The 20,676-nt window shown below is 61.2% G+C and carries 18 protein-coding genes, 1 tRNA gene and 3 pseudogenes; 6 read left to right on the forward strand and 16 right to left on the reverse strand.

Going from position 1 to position 20,676, the window contains the following annotated elements; all coding sequences use genetic code 11:
* Positions 1 to 520 precede the first annotated feature (520 nt).
* Positions 521 to 1,003 carry a transposase gene (locus NKH71_RS31340; RefSeq protein WP_352896016.1) on the reverse strand — a complete coding sequence of 161 codons (483 nt, stop codon included), beginning with the start codon at positions 1,001 to 1,003 and terminating at the stop codon, positions 521 to 523.
* A 1,251-nt stretch (positions 1,004 to 2,254) separates the two neighbouring features.
* On the opposite strand from NKH71_RS31340, the pseudogene NKH71_RS31345 reads away from it, so the two are divergent.
* A pseudogene (locus tag NKH71_RS31345) lies at positions 2,255 to 2,503 on the forward strand (hypothetical protein); the annotation flags it as partial.
* Positions 2,504 to 2,512: 9 nt separating this feature from the next.
* Here the strand turns inward: NKH71_RS31345 and NKH71_RS31350 are convergent.
* The 13 genes and pseudogenes from NKH71_RS31350 to NKH71_RS31410 all read right to left on the reverse strand — a co-directional run.
* Positions 2,513 to 2,929, reverse strand: a pseudogene (locus tag NKH71_RS31350) (nodulation factor fucose acetyltransferase NolL); the annotation flags it as partial.
* 837 nt (positions 2,930 to 3,766) lie between these two features.
* Positions 3,767 to 5,737, reverse strand: a complete 1,971-nt coding sequence (gene rlxS / locus NKH71_RS31355; protein WP_352896019.1) for a relaxase/mobilization nuclease RlxS — start codon at positions 5,735 to 5,737, stop codon at positions 3,767 to 3,769.
* A 184-nt stretch (positions 5,738 to 5,921) separates the two neighbouring features.
* Positions 5,922 to 6,608, reverse strand: a complete 687-nt coding sequence (locus NKH71_RS31360) for a lytic transglycosylase domain-containing protein (RefSeq protein ID WP_352896021.1) — start codon at positions 6,606 to 6,608, stop codon at positions 5,922 to 5,924.
* Positions 6,596 to 7,144 carry a signal peptidase I gene (gene lepB, locus NKH71_RS31365; RefSeq protein ID WP_352896024.1) on the reverse strand — a complete coding sequence of 183 codons (549 nt, stop codon included), beginning with the start codon at positions 7,142 to 7,144 and terminating at the stop codon, positions 6,596 to 6,598. Before lepB ends, NKH71_RS31360 begins: the two co-directional genes overlap by 13 nt.
* A complete protein-coding gene (locus tag NKH71_RS31370; protein ID WP_023800971.1) occupies positions 7,141 to 7,410 on the reverse strand; it encodes a helix-turn-helix transcriptional regulator in 270 nt (89 codons plus the stop codon). Before NKH71_RS31370 ends, lepB begins: the two co-directional genes overlap by 4 nt.
* Positions 7,411 to 7,561: 151 nt before the next feature.
* A pseudogene (locus tag NKH71_RS31375) lies at positions 7,562 to 7,884 on the reverse strand (DUF736 domain-containing protein).
* A gap of 545 nt (positions 7,885 to 8,429) precedes the next feature.
* Positions 8,430 to 9,917: a ParB/RepB/Spo0J family partition protein gene (locus NKH71_RS31380; RefSeq protein ID WP_352896026.1), complete on the reverse strand. Its 1,488-nt coding sequence runs from the start codon at positions 9,915 to 9,917 to the stop codon at positions 8,430 to 8,432.
* A gap of 301 nt (positions 9,918 to 10,218) precedes the next feature.
* Entirely contained in the window at positions 10,219 to 10,638 is a 420-nt protein-coding gene (locus tag NKH71_RS31385; protein WP_352896029.1) for a DUF2958 domain-containing protein, read from the reverse strand.
* A gap of 14 nt (positions 10,639 to 10,652) precedes the next feature.
* Positions 10,653 to 10,799 carry a hypothetical protein gene (locus NKH71_RS31390; protein WP_023722031.1) on the reverse strand — a complete coding sequence of 49 codons (147 nt, stop codon included), beginning with the start codon at positions 10,797 to 10,799 and terminating at the stop codon, positions 10,653 to 10,655.
* Between the two features lie 51 nt (positions 10,800 to 10,850).
* The gene (locus tag NKH71_RS31395; protein ID WP_352896032.1) at positions 10,851 to 11,813 is read right to left on the reverse strand and encodes an ArdC family protein; all 963 of its coding nucleotides are present in this window, start codon (positions 11,811 to 11,813) and stop codon (positions 10,851 to 10,853) included.
* Positions 11,814 to 12,299: 486 nt separating this feature from the next.
* The gene (locus NKH71_RS31400) at positions 12,300 to 12,620 is read right to left on the reverse strand and encodes a sunset domain-containing protein (protein WP_352529543.1); all 321 of its coding nucleotides are present in this window, start codon (positions 12,618 to 12,620) and stop codon (positions 12,300 to 12,302) included.
* 58 nt (positions 12,621 to 12,678) lie between these two features.
* A complete protein-coding gene (locus NKH71_RS31405) occupies positions 12,679 to 12,906 on the reverse strand; it encodes a hypothetical protein (RefSeq protein WP_352706922.1) in 228 nt (75 codons plus the stop codon).
* Between the two features lie 135 nt (positions 12,907 to 13,041).
* Positions 13,042 to 13,293 carry a helix-turn-helix domain-containing protein gene (locus NKH71_RS31410; RefSeq protein WP_352706920.1) on the reverse strand — a complete coding sequence of 84 codons (252 nt, stop codon included), beginning with the start codon at positions 13,291 to 13,293 and terminating at the stop codon, positions 13,042 to 13,044.
* A 117-nt stretch (positions 13,294 to 13,410) separates the two neighbouring features.
* Between NKH71_RS31410 and NKH71_RS31415 the strand changes: the two genes are divergently transcribed.
* Positions 13,411 to 13,680 (forward strand): DNA -binding domain-containing protein, encoded by a 270-nt coding sequence (locus tag NKH71_RS31415; protein ID WP_023722036.1) that lies wholly within the window; start codon positions 13,411 to 13,413, stop codon positions 13,678 to 13,680.
* Positions 13,681 to 13,775: 95 nt separating this feature from the next.
* Here the strand turns inward: NKH71_RS31415 and NKH71_RS31420 are convergent, their stop codons facing one another.
* Together NKH71_RS31420 and ubiM are read right to left on the reverse strand one after the other, a co-directional pair.
* Positions 13,776 to 15,683 (reverse strand): putative bifunctional diguanylate cyclase/phosphodiesterase, encoded by a 1,908-nt coding sequence (locus tag NKH71_RS31420; RefSeq protein ID WP_352706918.1) that lies wholly within the window; start codon positions 15,681 to 15,683, stop codon positions 13,776 to 13,778.
* A 302-nt stretch (positions 15,684 to 15,985) separates the two neighbouring features.
* Positions 15,986 to 17,167: a 5-demethoxyubiquinol-8 5-hydroxylase UbiM gene (gene ubiM, locus NKH71_RS31425; RefSeq protein WP_352707063.1), complete on the reverse strand. Its 1,182-nt coding sequence runs from the start codon at positions 17,165 to 17,167 to the stop codon at positions 15,986 to 15,988.
* A 240-nt stretch (positions 17,168 to 17,407) separates the two neighbouring features.
* Between ubiM and NKH71_RS31430 the strand changes: the two genes are divergently transcribed.
* The 4 genes from NKH71_RS31430 to NKH71_RS31445 all read left to right on the forward strand — a co-directional run bounded on the left by NKH71_RS31430 (position 17,408) and on the right by NKH71_RS31445 (position 19,964).
* A tRNA-Glu gene (locus NKH71_RS31430) sits at positions 17,408 to 17,507 on the forward strand.
* Between the two features lie 151 nt (positions 17,508 to 17,658).
* The gene (locus NKH71_RS31435; protein WP_352706916.1) at positions 17,659 to 18,771 is read left to right on the forward strand and encodes a ComEC/Rec2 family competence protein; all 1,113 of its coding nucleotides are present in this window, start codon (positions 17,659 to 17,661) and stop codon (positions 18,769 to 18,771) included.
* Positions 18,772 to 18,794: 23 nt separating this feature from the next.
* Complete coding sequence (locus tag NKH71_RS31440; RefSeq protein ID WP_352813722.1) at positions 18,795 to 19,418, forward strand: hypothetical protein; 624 nt, start codon at positions 18,795 to 18,797, stop codon at positions 19,416 to 19,418.
* A 414-nt stretch (positions 19,419 to 19,832) separates the two neighbouring features.
* Entirely contained in the window at positions 19,833 to 19,964 is a 132-nt protein-coding gene (locus NKH71_RS31445; protein ID WP_352706911.1) for a hypothetical protein, read from the forward strand.
* Positions 19,965 to 20,676: the final 712 nt, after the last annotated feature.

Raw genomic sequence — 20,676 nt, forward strand, 5'->3', positions numbered from 1 at the left:
CTGGCTCGAGGCGACCCGCTATCTCAACATGGATCATCTGCGCGAGCACAAGAAGGAGAGCCTGAGAGCATTGGCCGCCTGAGCACCGCCGTGTGTCCGCCGCGCCCCTAAACACGGGGGCTGCGCGGCGGACACGCCGACGTCACAGCTACTGCCACGCCATTTTTGCAGAACTTGACGCACACAACTGTTAGGCGAGCATGAGGATTTGTGTGGCACGTATGTCCACCACGGGCCCATGTCCAGCCCCACCGCCTCTGCCATCAGATCGGCTTGGGCACGGGTTCAGGTCGCCTGTCCCCCTGCATCGCGGCGAGCAGCGGGGAGCAAGGGGGGCGGAGGGGTCTCCCCGGCATAGGCGCTAACTTAGGGCACGGCAGCTATCCTTGCTGCGGCGGATTGGTTTTTGCGCCGTCTTGGCGGATCGCAGACATGGCGAATGATTTCGGCGAAGCGTCCGGCGATTTTTCCCGGTCGCAGCACGCTCAGTATGGCGTTGAGGATCGCAGTACGCAGAAGGTTATGCAGCCTCCAAAGGGACAGCGATTGCGCCATGCGTGGTTTCGTCTTCACAGGGGGGAGAGTCGAGAACGTCGTTGACGGCCTCGTCGATAATCAGCGCCAGGATCAGATGGGCCATGAGCCAGCTTCGGGCGAGCCGCTCATCGCGTGCGGGAAGCTTATGGATGCCCATTCCGCTCTTGAGCCGCTTGAAGGCGAGTTCGACCTGCCAGCGCAGGCCATAGGTTTGCAGAACCTCCTCGGCCGTCATCGCGTCGGCCGGGATCGATGTCAGCAGCATGACGAAGCCTGCCGCAGTGACGGTCATCAACTGCAGTGTCTGGTGTTGCGGCGTCGCTGATGACCCCGCCTTGCCGCTTTCTCTGACTTTTCGGTGGCCTTCGCATTCTTGCGCCTGACGATGAGCCTTGCCCGCAAGAGCGGCTTGCCTCGGCCCTTGCCTTTGGGGCCCGAATGCTCCACGAGCACGTCCATCTCGCAAATCTCGCCGGGCTGCATGGGCGCGTAGATGGCGTTCCAGTCCACCAGTTGGCCGTCGAGCGTGGTCAGCCGAACACTGGTCCAGCCCGTGCGCACGATGAAGTCGGCGCCCGCCAACGCCACCTTTTCAAGAGATGGGGCACGGGCGTAGGCGCGGTCGCCAACAACGATGTCGCCTTGGCGAAGCGGAACACGAGAGAAGCTCTCACCACCGTGGACGTCGCTGATCTCCAGATGCGTGAAGCGCGCAAGCGCAGGTTCGTAGGTGGCATGCAGCCGCCAGTCCGTGCCAGCACTGCCGGGACGCGAGATCGAACTGCCGTCGGCAATGCGCAGCCGACGCCCCTTCGGCACGGTGCTTTTGGCACAAGCGTTTTCGAGCAAGGCGCCTGCGATGCAGCCGAGCCAATCGGCGGCTCCGCGCAAGCGCTTCAAAAGAGCAACATCCGAAAGGCTTGCAACATCGTTCACCCCGGCCCAGGCGGCAGCCGAGCGCAGGCTCATCCCGCCGGGGCCATAAGCTAATGCCAGGCGCAGCAATGTTGCCGCGTCCGCAACATTGCGACGACGCACGAGCGCTCCTGTCGCCCGCGCCGTCGCGTCAAGATCAATGGATTGCGACAGCCCCGATATCAGTGCCTGCCAGTCTGCTTCGATGGAATCATTCGTTCGCATCTGGCCGAGGAATCACATCTCGATTCGACCAGTCTACCCCTAAGTTAGCGCTTATGGGTCTCCCCGGTCTGCACGGAGCGAAGCGGGCAGACGGAGGAATCCGCCAGCGGCGGCTTGCAGGGAGAGGGCCGCGCGCCTCTTTCCCCTCCCTGACAAAACGTGCCGCCAAGCACGTCACGTCGGCGCAGCCGTGCCGCAGAGGCGGCCGCAACAAAGAAGCCCTACAAGGCGGAAGCATCGAAATGTCCGCCAGCGGGACCAATTCAGTTCGGTGCTGGAGAAAGCGGTTCAACAGGGCGGCCGTAGGAGCACCAGCATAGCGCCGCCGTCAGGCGCGATGCGGACCGACAGCCCCGACGAAGGGCGCTGATTGATCGACTAAAATTGGATCGGGTCATTTTACCAGCTGACATAATCCATGAATTTCTCACGATGCTTCAGCGCGCGCCTGGATTTTCTGCATTTAGCCTGCAGCGAAGGTCCCGGTGGTGCGGTGGAAGCGAACCCGGGGCATCTTGGATTTATTTGATGCAGCCATCCAGGACTGCTGCATTGCCACAGCAATGGCCACAACCTGCTAGGCGGGCTTCTGGAGATGGACGCGACGATCGGTCAGACGCCCTTTGATTGGCTGCGGTCGGCGCCAGACGGTCGCGGAGCTTCAAATCTGATCGGGCTCCCGAGCGAATTGCCGTCCTACGAGCATTCGGGACCGATCCCGGCCTACAGGCACGCCTTACTTCGGGCGGCGGATCAAGTGATCCGTGAGGGGAATGCCACGCCGGCGTGGCTCGCCAATGACTTCAATGCCAACTGTCGGCAGTCACATCATCAGTTATGCATAGCTCCGCGACACATATCCAAGGTGGCGCACAATCCTGCGAATTCTCATCGCTGTAACAACAATCGCCGCACCAAGCAAAGTGGCGAACTCGATTCTGCTCGTGAGATCCCAAAGCTCTCCGAACGGTATTAGATCCATGAAGCGAAACACGGCACCCTGAAGCAGGTAAAGCAGCAGTGTGCTCTGACCAAGCTCCACCGCGACAAAGCGAGCTACGCGAGTTGAATAGCCAACTCTCCAGCATAGGAATATAAGCTGCATCGCCACTGCAGAAGTTGCTACCGAGCCAGCGAACATCAGCAACACTTGTTTGGCCGACTGTGCATCGTAGATCAAACCGAGATTGTTGTAGACGTACGTCTCCTTTCCCCAAACAAGAAAGCACATGAACGCAGCCATAGAAAGTAACCCTCAGTTTCGGGGGAATGGCAAGCCCTGGTCGGCGCGGCGCTGAGTTGGGCGGAAAGATCGACGGCGCAACGCGGGCTCCTGCGCGACGAGCAGATTTTTCGCCCGGTCTGACCCGGCCTCGACTCCAGATGCCGCAATGACCGTCGGGCCCGCGTCGGCGAGCCAGCATCTGAAGGTGCGGCCGAAGCGATGTCGCTCGGCGGTCATGATCGCGCCGGTCATCATGCCGCAGCGGAAAGCTGCCGAAGCTCGTCCGGCCAGGTCGCTGACCGCCTCGTCGTCACGGGCTCAGCGGGATGGGCTGCCAGTTCACGCCCGGCCAATAGCATCCGGCCCGCGGCGCCGACCTCGTCTCACGGTCGTGTGACCAGAAGAACATCGCGAAGTGCGGCTTCATCCTCGACGCCGCGAGCCTGCTTCGCCGTACCGCGGCCGCCGAAAGCCCCTAGGCGCTGTCACCAGGCGCCAGCCCACCTCTCTAGCTGGCGGACCATCGCATTGAGCGCGCCGATGGCCGGACCGGCAGTGATTGCAATGTCCTCAATGCGCCGCAACTGTTTGGGTCGGGGGCAACCCTGCGCAACCAGGCCGGCACCGCCGTCGTCGGCGCGGCTTCCGTGGCACCTGGAAGAGTGCCGTGGTGGCGCACGAGGGTTTTGGCTCAGAACCATGGAACACGATGGATGATCGCGGCGCTTTTGTAGAGCGAACGATAAATCTTGCACGACCAGCCATTTATCCCTCGCCAATTCGATGCCGCGGGCAACCAGCAGGCGAACTCCGTCCGGACTGAGTACCCGTTTCAACGCGGGCAAAAGAAGTTGTGTAGCCATGTCACGAAATGCTTGGTCCGCTTCTCTGCCGGCCGATGGTCCATGAAATCCCCTCCCCACCCATGACACCAGACACCTCCTTGCCAATATGCCGATCAAGCACTGGCCTCCATGGTACCAGCGTGAACTCGCGCGCCTTCTCGACTATGAGGTATTTGCCGCTGGCAAGGTCGATCGAGCGGCGCAATCGACCCCCTATTCGATCACCAGGCTGCGCTTCGGAATACGAGAGTCCGAGTTCGTTCGACAACTGGCCGGCCACGCGGTTCAACTCGCGTTGGCGCAGCATCGAAAGCATGTTCGCGCGATAGATGACCCGATCCTGCGCTTCATGCGCGAGACCTTGCGCGATCAGCCACTGCTGTCGACGGGCCTGGACCTGACGTACTTCGCGACCGAAGCCAGAGTCGCGCAAGGGCTCAGGATGAGCTGATACGAGCTCCTGGTCGATCCAGGTGGCGCCGTCGAAGCTGACTTGTTGTTCCAGCGGCGTCGATGAGAGCTTGTCAACCGTGACAGGCTCGGCCCCGGCCCGCTGACGCTCGTAGTCAGACACACGGTCGAGATGATCCGGTGCGACGATCCATGTACCGTCCGGCTCGCGCTCGACACCACCGGTCGCCCGGCGGATCGCCTCCAGTCGCCGCACGTGCGTTTCGGCAAAGCGTTCGGTGGCCGACGGGTCATGCTTGAGATGGATATCGATGCTGTAGCGCCCGTCATGGGCCGTGGCGATCTCGGCAATTGTGCGGTCGACTTGCCTTGGCCCGGTGTCCCTCGGCGTGACCCGCACTATGCAGCCCTCTGGCGTCGGTTGGGTGGCCTCGCCTTTGCCGATATCAACATAGTGGCTTTTGCCGTCCACGCCGTCGACGACGAGGTAATGGCGGTCAGTGATTTCGTCGGCCAGGCCGCGCGCAACGATGCGGCCGACGACAGGCTGCATCTGCTCTGCAGATCGATCATGGATAACATAGTCGGCGGCACTGCGGGCGAGCCCCTTGCCGGTCAGTTCGCGGTGCATGGTCTTGATGATATCGCCCCGCTCGCCGATGCGGCGCAGCGTCGCTTCAAGCTCGCCATCAAGGCGCCAGCGGCCCGAGCCGACTTCCTCAGCCAGACCCATCCGCTCGAGCTTGCGCAGGCGGCCCTGGTGCAGCGTCTGGCGAAACGTGTCTCGGCTGGCCGGTGAGACATGCCCCTCATGGTCGCGCATGCGGAGCAGCTGCCGATCGATGCTGGTGAAGCGTTCCCGCTCCATTTCCTGGCGCAGGCGTTGCTCGATCTCGCGGTCCGTTCTCGGGCCAAGGTCGAGGCTGACCAGCTCGGCCGCCCGTTCACGGATGCCAGACGAGATGTAGTCTCGCGCGATGACAAGATTTTCGCCGCGGTCATCCTTGCCGCGGACGATAATATGGGTATGCGGATGACCAGTGTTGAAATGATCGACAGCGACCCAGTCGAGCTTTGTGCCGAGGTCTTCTTGCATCTGCGCCATGAGGCGCCGCGTGAGCGGCTTGACGTCGTCATACTCGATGCCGTCTTCAGGTGCGACGATGAAGCGGAACTGATGCCGGTCGCCATCGGCACGATCGATGAAGGCCTTGCCATCAACGCGGTCGCTGTCGGCGCTATAGAGCTCGCCAGGCTCGCCTTCGCGGGTGACGCCGTCGCGCTGGAGGTAGCGAAGGTGTGCACGTGCCCCGTCAACACCCTTGCCGGCCAGCTTGACGATACGCGCCTTGACGACGGTGCGCCGCTGCCGAAACGCCGCGTGGGGGTCGCGCGCTCTGAGAACGGCGGCAGCAGCCCCGCCGCGCCCCGCCCGGCTTCCGATGAAGCGGCCACGGCGACCGCTGCCGCCGCCGGCTCGGTTGATCGCGGCGCGGATCTGGCCGGCGAAACGCTTGCCTGCCTTCGAGCCGCGCGATCCGATTTTGCCCAGGCTCGGCTTGAACTCTTCATCCTGCATTGAGCCTCCTAGCAATCTTGAGCAGAATCAAAGCTTTGTCGGCAGAAGCTCTCCTGACGCTGAAGGCAGCCTCCATGAAAAACGATGTGCAGACAAGGACTTCGCCGCCTCCAGGAGGCGATGCCTTTATCTTGCCTTCCCGGACCTGCATCCCTGCCCCGCCCGACCCACGGTACCCCTGCCCTCACCTGCGATCCGGCCGGCCTGACCTTGCTCGCTCCGATCCGAGCGGCACCACAATTTGGCCATTCGGATCGGTCGCGGAAACACCGTTTCGCAGGAAAAACAGCGACTGCCCGGACGGGATTTCCGGCGCTTTTCCGGAACGGGATTTGCCGGTGAACGCGTCCATGTCGGCGGCCGAGATCCCCGCCGCCTTGAGCTCTTCCAGATACGAAACCGTCTCGCTGGGCAGCGGTCGCCCACGCTGCAAATGCTGTTCGTAGCGGTCCGGCCCAGCGTTATACGCGGCAAACAGGCCGGGAAAGCCGAAGCGGTCATACATGGCGCGCAGATAGGCAGTGCCTGCCAGAATGTTGTCGCGAGGGTCGTGCGGATCGGCTCCCAGGCCAAGCTCTGCGCGCATCTCCTCGTAGGTGCCGGGCATCACCTGCATGAGGCCAATGGCGCCGGCGTGTGAGGCGATCGGCCGTCCGTCCAGCCTTGTCTGCCCCCGGCTTTCGGCATCCATGACGGCATAAATCCAGGGCTGTGGAATGCTGAAACGCTGGCTTGCTTCGGCTACCAAGGGCTGCCATCTTGCCAGCTGCGGACCAGGGGAGATTGCGGCCGGCTGAGCGTCGGTCGCGGCGGAACAGGCGCATGGCGCTATCGCGATCATGCCCAGCATCAGGAGGGTTACTCGGTCCATAGCGGGACCAGCCTCCCGACAATATTTTCGGCCGGCACCGGCCCGAAATAGCGGCTGTCGAAGGAGTGATTTCTATCGGTGCCGAGCAGGAAAAACTCGTCGGCGGCGAGCTTGCGGCAGGCATTCCACCAAGGCAGCGGACGGTGCTGCGTGTCGGTTGCCAGCCGGCGCGCGACGATCTCGCCGCCGATGATGATGGCGTCGCCGAAGGCGCAGACATGCTCGCCAGGCAGCGCGGCAAGGCGCTTGACCAGCGGCAGATTGCTGGGCAGATAGAAGCGTTCGGCGGCGAGATCGGCGACCGGTTTTGGCGGGCGGACGAGCACCAGATCGCCACGAGCCGGTGATCCGGACGCGACGCGATAGAGGCCGACCGGCGCACTCGCCGAGGCGTTCCAGACCAGCCAGGGCGATGGGTTGTCGAAAGCGGCGAAGCCGATCAGGCCGAGGCCTATTGTGGCCACCGCGATCGTCTTGCGCGCCCGAATTCGCCGCAGATGGCTGCCGATCAGACGGATAGTGGGACGCCGGCTCATGAGCGGCCTCCCTCACCGGCCGAGCCGGAATCGTGCCCGCCATCCTCGGGCCTGGTCTCCTGCGCGCGTCCCTTCGACCAGTCGTCGAGCTCGTCGATGTGATAGCGGACATAGCGGCCGTGCTTGCGAAATTGCGGGCCGCCGCCTTTGAGCCGCATCTTCTCCAGCGTGCGCTGGGACAGCCCGATATAGAAGGCGGCCTGCGCGGTGTTGAGAAACGGACTGCCCTTCTTGGCGCGGGCCGCGCGTTCGTTTTCGTCGTCCATGATGATCCTCGTTCCGCTACGGACAAGCGAAGGCGAGGATCGGCGAGCGAGATCCTTTTGGGGACGGGCGAAGAGTGGAGGGCGAGTTTTCGCCGCCCCTTCTTGAGAAGAGCCCCGCGCCGGTTGCGGCGCGGGGCTCGAGGCTGGCGGTTCAGTCGACGGGGTTCCAGATGATGGCGTATGTGTCGTCGTCATCCTGGCCGGCGGCGCGGCCGAGATTGGCGTAGAGCTTGCGCGGGCCGAACTCCGGGGCGGCAATCGACAGGCTCACATAGTCCTTGCCGGAGGTCTCGCCGGTGCGGATCCAGCCGGCCCCTACTTCGACCCCTTGCGTCAGCACCCGGAAGTCGGGATGGGTGTCGGCGCTCTTTGCCTGATTGGGCACGATGTCGATGTCGGCGCGCACGCTGAGCGTCTTGAGCTGGCCCTTGTAGCCGCCGTTTTCCTGTTTGGTGACGATCCGATCGCGGTCATTTTTAGTCTCCTTTTGGTGCTCGCCGGGGACCATTCCCCTGCGATGGCGGACCGTGATGGGCGCGTCCGGACCGCCGGAACCGGGACGGCCGCAGCGATAGCGGAGGACCCGAGCGGACAGCTTTTTTGAAGCGAAGCGGCGCGAGGAAGCCGCCGCAGGCGGCGGGGAAAAAAGCTGCTGGCGAGGGTTTCGGGCGGGCCGGATCCGCCCATACGTCGTCAAGCCAGCCGCAGGGGAATGGTCCTGAGACACCATGGAGACAGGTGGCGCGATCGGTGACACAAGGAGCCGGCGGCAATGCAGGGCGCCGGCTGCGCGGGCTCTGTCGGCAACCGGATCGGACAATTGGCCCCATGCGCCTGGCGCCTCAGCAAGCAACCCGGCGCGGTGCAGGGCTGCCGAAACGGGGGCGAATTGGCGTCGGGATTTCTCGCGCGCGGCACTGGCTCGACAAGACGCCCAATCGGCAGCCGGCGCGGCCCGGAGCGGCGCGCGCGACCTGAGTGGCGGTAATCGAGAGAACCGCCGCTCGGGCCCTGATCGACTATTTGCGGACGAACAGCGGCTGCACTTGTGCCCACTGATCGGCGGTGCGGAAGCCGCCGCGGCTGGTGTAGCTTTCGGCCGGGAATTTCATCCAGCGCGGCAGCCAGGTCTCGATCTTCTGGCGGCCATTCTCGCCCGCCAGGAAGTCGCGGATGATCTTCTTTTGCGTCTTGACCTTCTCGGCGACATTGCCGTCCGCGACCAGCTTGCCGCCGACCTCGGCCAGCATCGAATTGGCGATTTCCTTGTCGCGCAAGAGGTCGAAGAAGGCATCGTCCGGTTGCCACCATGTGCCCATATCGACGTTCAGATGGTTGCCGAGCGCCTCGATGACGGTGCTGCCGGCTGCAAGCGTCTCGGCCATGACAAGGGTGAGAACGCGCATGACATCGTCGTCGCACAGCGCCAAGAGGCGCGCGAACACGCCGGCGATAGCAAAGGCGTCGCCATTGCCGCCGGCGACCACGCCATCCTCATCCGGTGATCCGAGCAGGGCCAACACTTCGCGCCGCTTTTTGCCGAATGCGGCTTCAGCCTTGCAGCCGGCAAGGCTGGCAGTCACCGTCTCGTTGGCTGCGCGCTGTGGCTCACGGCGCACCTGCCACAGGCCGGAACCGGTGATGGCGTGCGCCACCACGAGGCGCAGCGCCACGGCGGGATGGTCGAGCATGGCCGCGCGCACGGCAGCATGGCGATGCAGATCGACATAGTTCTGCATCGGGCCGGTGAGTTCGGGGCGCGGCGGCTTGGCGGCTGTTTCTTCTTGCTCGCCGCCCTCGCGGGCGCGGCGCGCTTCCTTGCGTGACAGCCAGCCCTCGTGACACTCGACCTCGCCGCGATACGTGACCGCGATGACGACCTTGCCGCCCTTCTTCTTCGGGGTCTTCTCGTGGTCCCATGCGTGGAAATATTGGCCCGGTTCCAGCAGCACCACCTCGCTCCAGCCGTCGTTGAGATATGTGTCGCGTCTGGTGGCAATCGCTTCGTTCTGCTTTTGCCAGAACAGGTCGGCATCGGCGAAATAGCTGTCCTCGCCGAACAGGTCCGAGGTGATCAGGCCGGGATACTCCTCGATGGCAAACAGCGCCACCTTGGTGGAAATCGACTGGCCGCCGAACAGCCATTGCTTCAATTGAAAGCCACGCGGCGCGTATTGATCGGGATCGGCACAGAGTGCCAGCCAGTCCTTCTGCTGCGCCTTGGACGCCATGGTGAGATGGCGCACCGTCTCGGCGTCGATCTCCTCGCGGCGATAGGCTTCGCGGATTTTGGGCAAGAGGTCGCCAAGCGCCAGAATGCGTTTGACCTTCAGGTCAGTGATGCCGAAGGTCGCAGCGATGTCTGGAACGGTGCGGCCTTGCCTGACGAGCCGCGAATACGTCTCCCATTGCGAGACTTCGTCAGGATCGAGGCGGTCGAGGTTTTCGATCAGCGAAGCTTCCAGCGCATCGGCGTCATCACCGTCCTCCATGATGGCGCAGGGCAAGGGATCGCCTTCGCCGCGCTCGTCGGCAAGCGATTTCGCGGCGAAATAGCGCCGCCTGCCGGCAACGATCTCGAAGGTTTCCGGCTGGCCGTTCGGAGAGGCACCAGCACGCCGCGCGCACGCACGGATGGCAGGATATCGGACATGTCGGGCGCGCGTTTTCCATAGCGCATGTTGAGCGCGGAAATCTTGGGCTCATCCAAGGGGATGTGGCCAACCTGCATGGTTATTCTCCTTCGCTTTGGTTGAGGTTGTCCCGCCGCAGAGGCCGAAGGCCGGCGCGGCGGGACGGTTTTTGCGCCTATCGGCGCTGCTGTTCCGCCGTGTCGGACGGAAGCTCGGAATGGGGCTTTGAAAGGGCGTCTGCTGCATGCCGCAGAAGTCGCTCGGCCTCGGTGATGTGGCCCCAAATGCGGGCGGCTTCGGCATAGGCGGAGAGCGGATAGCGCGCCTGGAAATGCAGGTCGCGCTCTATGCCGAGGCCAAGCGGACCTTTTACGGATGCAAGCTCGGCCAGACTGACGCTGCCGAGTTCGGGGAAGCCGAAGCCGAGATCGCAAAGGCCGAACAGCGTGTCGCCATCGGCGTCGAGTTCGCTCAGAAGCCACGTCGCGGCACCTGTCGGATTAAACAGTTTCACAACGGGAAAATGGTCGATGTCGGCGTCGGCGGCGCCATTGGCGAGCAGTCGTGCGCGCAGTGGATCGGTGATCAGGATCATGGAAAGACTCCTAGTCAGAACAGGTCGAGTTGATTTCTGCTGGCTTCATCGAAGAGACCGATATCGAGCGGCTTTTGCGCCGCGCGCGGACACATCGGCGCGTCCATCAGGAGGGTGAGCCAATCGCGCGTGGTGATCGGCCGGACACCGGGAATGAGCATCTGCTCGCCTTGGCGTCGGCTCGGTCGCGGTCAGTCGAGGATCGCGCATCGTCATGCCGCAATCCCTTCCTGCGCCTCGCTTTTGGCATCGTCCTTAAAGCCAAACAGGAAATCGGCGGCCTTGGAGGCAAGACTGGCGGCACGGAAGATCGCGCGGTTGTCCTCGCGCAGCACCTTCAGCCATGAGCCGATGTAATCGGCATGACGCACGGTCGGCTCGATACCGAGATTGCTGCAAACGAAGGCGGCAGTGATTTCGGCGACCAATTCTTCACGCGCGTAAGCCTTGGAGCCGAACGAGCCGGAGAGGTCGCGAGCAAGCCGCGTCGGGTGGCCGGTCCAGTGGCCAAGCTCGTGAAAGCAGGTCCGGTAATAGTCGATCTGCTGATGGAACGCCGGCTGCGGCGGCACCTGAATGTGGTCGCTGCCCGGCATGTAGAAAGCGCGATCGCCGCCGACTCTGAAATCCGCACCGCTGGCGCGAATGAGCGTCTCGGCCTGCGGCACGATCTCGCACTGAGGCAGCGGCTCGGCGGCGGCATAGAGGTCTTCCGGAAGATTATCGCACTGCGCGACATTGAAGACGGTGAAGCGCTTCAAAAAAGGCACGGCCTGTGGTTCATCGCCCTCGTGGCGTGCGCGCTCCTTCTCGTCCTTGGGGACAAAGCGGTCGGCATGCACGATGGTCGTGCCGCGCTCGCCCTTCCTGACGTTGCCGCCAAGGACGAGCGCCTGCCGGAAGGTGAGCCAGTTCTGGCTGGGATAGCTGCGCTCGATGACCGCGCCCCACAGGATGAGGATATTGATGCCGGAATAGGTGCGCCCAGAGGATGCATTCCTCGGCAGGCCAAGGCCTGCCTTTGCGCTGCCCCATGGCTTGACCCATGGCACGGTGCCGCGCTCCAGCTCGGCAATGATGCGGTCCGTGATCTCCTGATAAAGGCTGGCGCTGGGGCGCCCGCCCTTGCCTGCGCCAGCCTCTGTGCTGGCACAACGCTTGCTGTTTACATGCATCGTCTCATCCTCCGCTCACCAATCGCCGCGCCTTTCCCCGGAAGCGGGGTGGGCGGCGAGTCGCGACCGGAAAGGCCCGCCGTGGTAGGCGGACCGCATCCGAAGGACCGGAACGAAGAGGAGGACCCTGAGCGGCAGCGAAGGGTTGCGGACTGCCGCGGCGGGCCTAGAAGGGAGTGCCGCCCACCCCGCGCCACCGGGAAAGGCCAACAGACAAACCCCGCCGCCCGCAAGGGCGGCGGCCGTCACAGCCCGAAGGGCTGCCCACGCCAAGGGGCGAAGCCGAATGGCCGAGACCGCCTGAGCTTGCCGAAGAAAAGCGGGCTCGGTTCACGAGCACCTGGTGCGCGTCGTCAGGCGCGCGGGCGCCCGCCAGGACGGCAGGCTGGACAGATTTTTCGAACGGATCGCGATAAATACTTCAAATGAATGCTGCACCGAAAACATGTGCGATGCAGCATTTTCGCAAGCATTTACCACGGACGCTCAGACCCGAGACTTCCGCCACCCAGCCTTGCGCGCGGCTTCCTCCGAACAAAACCAGCGCTCGCCTTTCAACAGGTTGATGCGCGTCTCCCAGTAATATTCCTGTCCGGGAACATGATAGATTCGCTCGCCCGTGTTGTAGCTGATATTGGCTTTGATGTTGCAGCCGACAGCGGCAGGGCCGATTTCGAAGGCAAGAAAGCCAGCCAGGATTGTTCCACCAGCAACGATCTTTGCCCACAACGGAACGTCCTTCGAACGATGGCGCTCGCCATACCTGCGACGGTTGTACCGATTGTCTTGATAGCGATGGTTGCCCACGCCCCTTCTCCCCGAAGAGAGAATGCGACGTTTGCAGCCTGGAGTCTATAAGTCTGGTCTAATTCACCGGCCCTGTTCCGAACCATTGAATGAACGGCGCATCCTTACCGGTGATATCCTTCACCGTCTTTAACAGCGCGTCATGGGTGCGTTGGAGAGCCCGGTAATGGTCGCTGCTAGGTGATAGAAGCGGCTGGACGATGCTCTGGTGCAGCCGTTCCGCCTCCGCCAGAAAGCGCTCGATTTCAGCCTGTGAAAGCTGCCTGGAAAGTTTGGTCCTAGCCATTGCGATCTCCGTTGAGGAATCGCCCCACCTAGGATTATCATCCTATATCGGCATGGCCTGGTAAAGACCCACCCGCAGCGGAATGGCAGCTTGCCGAAGAAAAGCGCGCTCGGTTCACGGCACCGGCGCGAGCCGTTAGGCGCGCGGGCGCCCGTTAGCCCGCAGGCTGGACAGAATCTCGCACGGATCAGCGTCAAGCGCCGCAGTTAAGTCGAGAAACTCGATGACGTCGAGACGACGCTCTCCACCCTCGTACTTGGCCACGAAGGATTGGGGACGATCAAGCTTCTCGGCCACCTGCGCCTGAGTCAGGCCTTTGGCCTTGCGCAGGGAAACCAGCTGGGCCAGAAACCGCTGGTGGCGGGGCGAGCGAAGAGATTTGGGCATGTAGGCGAACCGGTCGGGTAAAGACCGGATCAGCGACTAATCCCGGTTTCGGATTATCCCATTTTGGGATATGCTGCGGGCGCTCAACAGCCGAGGTTCGCAGGCATGAATCGATCAATGGGAACAGATGAGACTCGAAACTCAACTCTGTGCGACGAAGTCCCCTGGTCGGAGAACCTCACGAGCTACGACAGGGAGCATTTCACGATCTACCTGCGGATCCTGGATGCCTGCGCCGACAATGCCAGCGAAGAGGAGATGGCCGATCTCATTCTCGGCATCGACCCGGCCCTTGAACCGGTCCGCGCCCGCAAGGCTCTTCGCAGCCATATCGACCGGGCGAACTGGATGGTGACGACCGGCTACAAGGAACTGTTCGCCGGCTGACGCACAGCACGGATTGTCATGCTCTTCAAACAAGGAAGTTCAGATACCCGTCACTCATGAGCGCACGGCCGCGAGAGACGGCGCGGCGGGAGCGGTCACAACTGGTTCGCGTGCTGTTTGACTGCCATTTCCAGTGCTTGGCTCAGAGGCACAGCCTTGGAGAACAGGAAGCCTTGAGCGGTTCGGCAGCCAAGCTTGTGCAGGGTTTGCCGATCCGCCTCTGTTTCGACGCCCTCGGCCATGACCTCGATCCCGAGCATGTTACCGAGATCGATGACCGATTTGACAAGCAGTCGGTCCTCTCGGGACTTGGCCAAGCCGCGAATGAAGCCCTGGTCTATTTTGACCTTGCGTATCCGACTGTCCTTGAGCGATGCCAACGTAGAAAAGCCGGTGCCGAAGTCATCGAGCGCGATGGAAATGCCGGCATGTGAAAGCCGTCCGAGCTTTTCATCCACTCTGTCCGGGTCAACCGGGGATTCTTCGGTAATCTCGATCTCGAACATCGTTGCAGGGAGACCTCTTGCCGCCAGACCATCCAGAACCATGTCGTCGATATCGCCGGCTTCCAGTTCGCGCGGTGAAACATTCATCGCCACACGGAGATCACGACAGTCAGCTTTCACCAAGCCGTCGATAAAAGCACAACAGTCGGCGAATACGGTTTGCGTTAGCAGCTGAAGCATTCCGGTTTCGCGTGCAGCTGTGATGATTTCGGGTGGAGAGATGGCACCATGAGTCGGATGGGACCACCTCAGCAAGGCTTCAAAGCCGACCACGGCCTCGGTGTCGAGTTTCACGATCGGCTGGAACCAAGGTTGCAAGCTTCTCGTCTTTATCGCCGAATGAAGGTCCCGTTCGACGGACTGGCGGCGTTGCAGTTCCCTGTCGAGTTCGGCATCGAACAGGCAAAATTCGTTCCTGCCACGACGCTTGGCCGTATAAAGGGCGATATCCGCCCGCAACAACATTTCGGTCAGGCCCGGGCTTTCCGCCAGATATATTCCTATTGATGCCCCGACCCGGACGGACGCGACCTCGATATAGGGGCGGGCAATTTTGGCTATGATATTGGAGGCGAGATCACTGGCAGAAAGCGAAACCCTCGTTGAGGGAAAAAACAGCACGAATTCATCGCCGCCGATACGAGCGAGCGTTGAGCCTTCCGGTGCTTCCTCCTCTATGCGGCGGGCGATCCTGACAAGCAGTTCATCACCGGTCCTGTGACCGTAGGTATCGTTGACGGATTTGAACCCGTCCAGATCAACCAGCATTGCCACGAAGGGGCCATCCGCGGTCTCGAAACGTCCTATTGCGTCTTCGAGGCCACGCCTGTTGAGAAGGGCCGTCAGGTGGTCCTGCCTGGAACTGGCCTTCATCTCCGCCGCAAGCCGCTCGGCCTCATGCCTCAGGCGGCTCGCTTCGCGGAACCGTGCTTGCCCAACAAACGAAGCTCGAACCAAGCCGCCCATGAAGAGCAGAACGGTAAAAGCCAGAATGTAGTCTTCAAAATTGCCTTTCGCCAAAAGGCAAGCCACCGTGATGAGGAGCGGAGGTGTGATGAAGTTGGTCGCCGCCGCGGCATACGAACTGCCGTATGTAACCGCACCAGCGGAAATGCCCGCCAGAATGACCAGATGCAGCGGTGCTTGAGGTGTCGTGTATCCAACAGTCAGGACGGCCAGGAAGGACCAGGCAAACCCTGCCAGAAGAGCAAGGATGCCAAACCAGCGAAGCCGCGGCAAAACCCCCACTAAACCGTCATGGCGCCCCGTTTCCTTTAGCTGATAACGCGCGAGTGCAAGGCGGGCGGCATTTATCGCATTGACGACCAGGAACCAGATTGCAGCGGCAAAGCCGCTGCCAGAAAGGGCGTGCACCGCCCAAATCAGGCCTGACAGGATACCGCTTATCGGCATCGACACGAAGAGGCCGGTCCTCAGGTCAGCAAGCTGATCCTGACGGATTTTGGCCTCCAGCGTGTCTTCATTTTTCGGGGCCATGGACGGACCGGCTTGCTCCCATCGTTGTTCGCGACGACAAGCTTACGCAAGCCCACTGAAGGACGGGTTAACTATCCAGCGGGGGTAACCAGTGCGCTCACCATGGCTCCGGGTCGCACGTCTGCTCTTGGCCTTGCCGTCTGACCATCGAGCTCTTGCCCGCACGCGTGCCTTGATCCGAATCATCCCAGGATCGGCAACGTCACCATGGAATCAGCCCTGCCAACGGCATCAACGCGCCCGGCGAGACAAAAGGAAGCCGGGCCGAGATAGCGTTCCAGAGCGGCAGCGCTGCCTGCGATTCACCGCCTGAGCATGGCCGAAATGCCATGGCGGATAAAGGGAAGATATTGGGCAAAGCGAAGCCCTGCATGTCTTGCAAGCCGTGCCGCCGGGTGCTCGCCTGAGTAGAGAGCGACAAGCGCATTCGTAGCATGATAGAGCGGTGCCGCCGACAGACGCAGCCGGCTTTCGTATCTGCCGAGTATGTCGGGATCAGCAATGTCGCGGCGCTCGCGACATGCCGCCAGCATTCTGTCGGCGAGTTGCTTCTGGCCACTGAGGCCGATGTTGAAGCCATGCGCGGTCACCGGGTGCATGCCGAGGGCAGCATCGCCGATCAGTGCCGCACTCGGAGCCCAGAACTTGTGCGCCAAGGTCGTGACCAGCGGATAGGCATGGCGGGTGCTTGCCAAGGTCATCTCTCCGAGGCGTCCTCGACACCGGCTCGTCGATTCCGTGAGGAACAAATCGTCGTCGAGAGCAAGCAGTCTGTCGGCCTCGCTTGAGCGCAAAGTGAGAAGCAGCGACGACACGCCTTCCATGAGCGGCAACATCGCTATCGTCTGATGGTGATCGAACCATTCGACCGCGATCTGGTGATGGGCGCGCTCGTGCCTCACCCGGCAAATCAGCATGGAGTTGCCAAGCCGATTGATGTCGGCGCCAATGCCGAGCAGGTCGCGCGTCGCGGACAAACGCGAATCCGCCGCAACGAGCAGCCGAGCGGCCAATTGCCTGCCATCAGAGAGCGTTATGACTGCTTCTTTGTGGCTGGTTGTTGCATTGACGACCGAGCGGCCGCACAGCAGCTGGGCATGATCCTGGAAGTGGACAAGCTTGAACAGGGCGTCGCGGATCCGACAATTTGGGACCAGAATTCCGAGTGGTTCCCCAGATCCGCTGGGAGAATCGAAGCTCAGGGCGAAAGGGCTCGATCCGTTGAGCACGCGCGCGCCTTGTAGCGGTGATTTGTCCGAAGCGGGGATGGCATCCCAGGCGCCGAGCTCGCGAAGGATTCCAACCGATGCGTGGGTCAGCGCGATCTCGCGACCGTCGAAAGCCGGATTCGCCAGGCTTTCGAGCGACTGCCGTTCAACCACTGCCACCTTGAGTCGGCTCTGGGCAAGCGATGCGGCGAAGGAAAGTCCGACCGGCCCGGCTCCGACGACAATGACGTCGAATCTATCGACAGAGCCGGCCATCAGCGTGCCGCCATAGCGTCGGCTACCTGCGACGAAGGGCACTGGAACGCATCGCAATCGATCCACGGTTTGCGGCTCATCTCCCCAAGCGTCTCCACGCGACCTAACCGTCCGTTAGACATCCGTTCTCCGTTCAAAAATGCTCAATAAACCATGCCTATGAAGAGATAACCCTGATGTGGATCAACCAGGCTCGATAAACGCGGCAACGGCGGGTTCACGGTCGACTGGTCGATCGCCACGCCATGGTCTGGTCAGGTCATCATGGAATGGCCGGCTTCCCGTTCGGTGCGGCCCTTTCAAGGCGGTAACAGGGGTTCGATTCCCCTTGGGCGTACCAGCAAAATCAAGCACTTAGCATATGTTTCCGCAAACTCGTCTAAGATTCATCTAATTTTGTCATGTGGAAAAAGGTGGATTTGGGTGGAGATTGATGGAATCAGATAGCCGAACGTTGAAATTGGCTCCTATATGAGTGCTTGGGGGGCCAGATGCATTGTGAGGTTGAGTTTCTGCCGGTTGGCTCCGGCTCCAAAGCCGGTGACGCCATTGTAGTGCGTTATGGCGACGCTGCCGCTTATCATCTGATGTTGGTCGACGGCGGACATGCAGAAACCGGAGACAACATCGTAGCGCATCTCAAGAAGCAGTTCGGGCCATTTCCTGTTCTGGAGCATGTGGTGTTGACGCATTCCGATGCGGACCATGCTTCGGGGCTGCGCACGGTTTTGAGCGAGATTCCTGTGCGAAATCTCTGGATGCATATCCCTTGGCTCCTCGCCGAGGAGTCCCGTCACCTTTTTTCGGATAAGCGATGGACTGCTGAGGGGCTGAAGTCCGCTGTAAAGGCCGAATACGGGACGATCAGCGAAATCTACGACTTAGCTTCGGAAGCTGGCACCAATATTTTCTTTCCATTCCAAGGCACGGACATCGGCCCTTTCCGCGTATGCTCGCCCAGCCGCGTTTCGTACAGTTATCTCTTGCCGCAATTCGAAAAGACTCCCGATCCTGACCAGGCCGCGATTGAGGCGGCACAGATGTGGTTAGGCAAGGAGTCGCTCGCGCGCAAGATCTTGGAAGCAGCGAAGGCCGCGCTGCATGGTTGGACGACGGAGAGTTGGGAAAACGAGCGTTTGCAAGACGGGGGAATCACCAGCGCCAGCAATGAAACGAGCGTCGTACTGTATGGCTCTTTTGAGAACGACGCCCGTGTGCTTCTCACGGGGGACACAGGGGTAAATGGATTGCGATGGGCGGCCATTTATGCGGAGAGCGTAGGCCTTCCACTTCAAAAGTTTAGCTTTGTGCAAATCCCCCATCACGGCAGTCGACGCAACGTCGGCCCCACGATTCTTACGCGTCTTTTAGGAGAAATTCAGGCGGAGGTTTCTGCATCACGTTTCAGTGCTTTTGTTTCTGCACCTAAGGACGACGAAAAACATCCCCGCCGGATCGTGTTAAACGCCTTTAAGCGCCGTGGCGGCCATATCATTGCAACTCAAGGCATCGGCAAGGTTCATTGGGGAGGTTTCCCGGCACGTGCTGGATATGACGTTGCGGAAAGTCTGCCATTCTACACACAGGTCGAGGAATATACGTGAGCACAGATGGACCGCCGCGCTCGTTGAAAGATCAGACCCGCTGGCAGCTTTGGCTTACGATTGCCGCGAATTTTGCTTTGTTTTATGGGGTGGCACAGTCTGACGCTCTTGCGGTTTCCGGCATCAAGGGCCTGCTGGTGGGGGCCGCAAACCTTCTTCCGGTCGGGCTAGCTCTCATTGTTACATCAGTCGCAAACGGCCTTCTGAACGCCGCTGCGAAAGCCCGCTTGGTGTTTCTTCGATGGCACTTTGCATTGCCTGGACATCGAGCCTTTAGCAGGCACGGGCCGACAGATCCTCGCATCGATATGTCTCGACTGAAAGACTCTTTGGGAGATACTTTTCCCCGAACACCGGGTGACGAAAATCGCCTGTGGTATCGGTTTTACAAAGACGTCGAGTCAGAGACCGCAATCCTCCATGCTCACAGGGAATTTCTGTTTACTCGCGACTACGCCGCTTTTTCGTTCCTGTTTCTTTTCGGCTTTGGGACCGCAGCGGTTTTCATGGTGCAGTCCCTGAGGGTGTCGTTTATCTATTGCGCCGTTCTGCTGCTACAGTTCTTGGTTGTTCGCCACTCGGCGGCAACCTATGGTGTCCGGTTGGTAACAACGGTGCTGGCGCGCCACGCAGCGAAGACGGTTTGAATTTCCGGGTAGTATAGGCTCCTCTTACCCTCACGCCGTCCTCCAAACCTCGACGCTGGTAAAGAGTTCGGACTCGCCCGAGGCGGCGGCTAGTCCAAACCCGGCCGTGTTGTTGGTTCCCGAACACCAATGCTCGACGCGGTGCGCCTTGCCGGCGAGAGCGGTTCCCCATCCGAACGAGTCGGTTTGTTGGTGAGGGCTGGTGTCAGCCACCGCGCTAGAGCCGGAGGCGACCACAACACCGTCAGTGACATTGAAGAGCCTGGCGATGTGTTGTGTGGCTCCCCATGCCGGCGCCCGCCACCGGACCCTGCAATTTACCGATGGCGTGAATTCGTCGCCGGCCAAGGTGATGACACCAGCGGGATCATATGACTTGGCGTTCAAGGTTCGTGGTCGAAATACACATTTCTTATGTCTGCACTTGCCGTCGTGGCGCTCGCCCTTTCGGCATGCTCGGCGGCGGCTTTCGAGTTCGAACGCGTCACCGTCACCAACGCCAGCTACGACAATCCGCCCGCCGAGCGCATAGAAGAAAGGGCCTGATGCCCGAGGCGATGCGTCAAGGTGCATTGCGGTCCCGACGATGGAACCGACAACGTCTTCGCCGACTTTTCCTACCGTGTCACGTTCCAGCCGGACGGCGGCATAGACGTCACCGAGTGGTAAGTTGGCCTTGACCGATGTTCCTATTCCGTTCAAGTGTAGGAATAAATTCATACGGTGAAGAATGCCGAGGCGATGGGCTGATGAGGCCGAACTATCCCGCGCTTATCATGGTGTGCGCCAACGCGGGGAAGCGGGTCACGCTCTCCCCGGATACCGCACTATTCGTCGGATTGAAGCTGTTGACTGCCTCGGCGAAACCAACGGCCGCCGAGTCGCACTTATGATCTGCGATAGCAAGTGTGAGCGCCCGTGTTACCCCTGCCAAGGCAAGGCCAACGGGATAGTCCGCGCCTACGGCACTGCGCCGGCTAGCGCCGGTCTACACAGACAAGCATATGTTTACACTACTGAAAAGTCGGCGAGACACCCGGAATTGCGTGACCTGTTACTTTGGCAGTACTTTTCTATTTACTAATTTAGTAGCGGCTTGTATTATGGCTTGTTTCCGAGATGAAAAGGGGTCTGCAATGAAAGCTTACGGCAAGATCCTACTTGTCGCCGCAACGGGTTTGTTACCTACGGCGGCGTATTCTGATACGTGCGATACGGGGAAAGACTCTTGCAGCATAACATGCCCCAAGCGCTGCTA

Origin of the sequence: Mesorhizobium sp. M0983 (genome assembly GCF_040318975.1) — a bacterium.
In the GTDB taxonomy this organism is placed as follows: Bacteria; Pseudomonadota; Alphaproteobacteria; order Rhizobiales; family Rhizobiaceae; genus Mesorhizobium.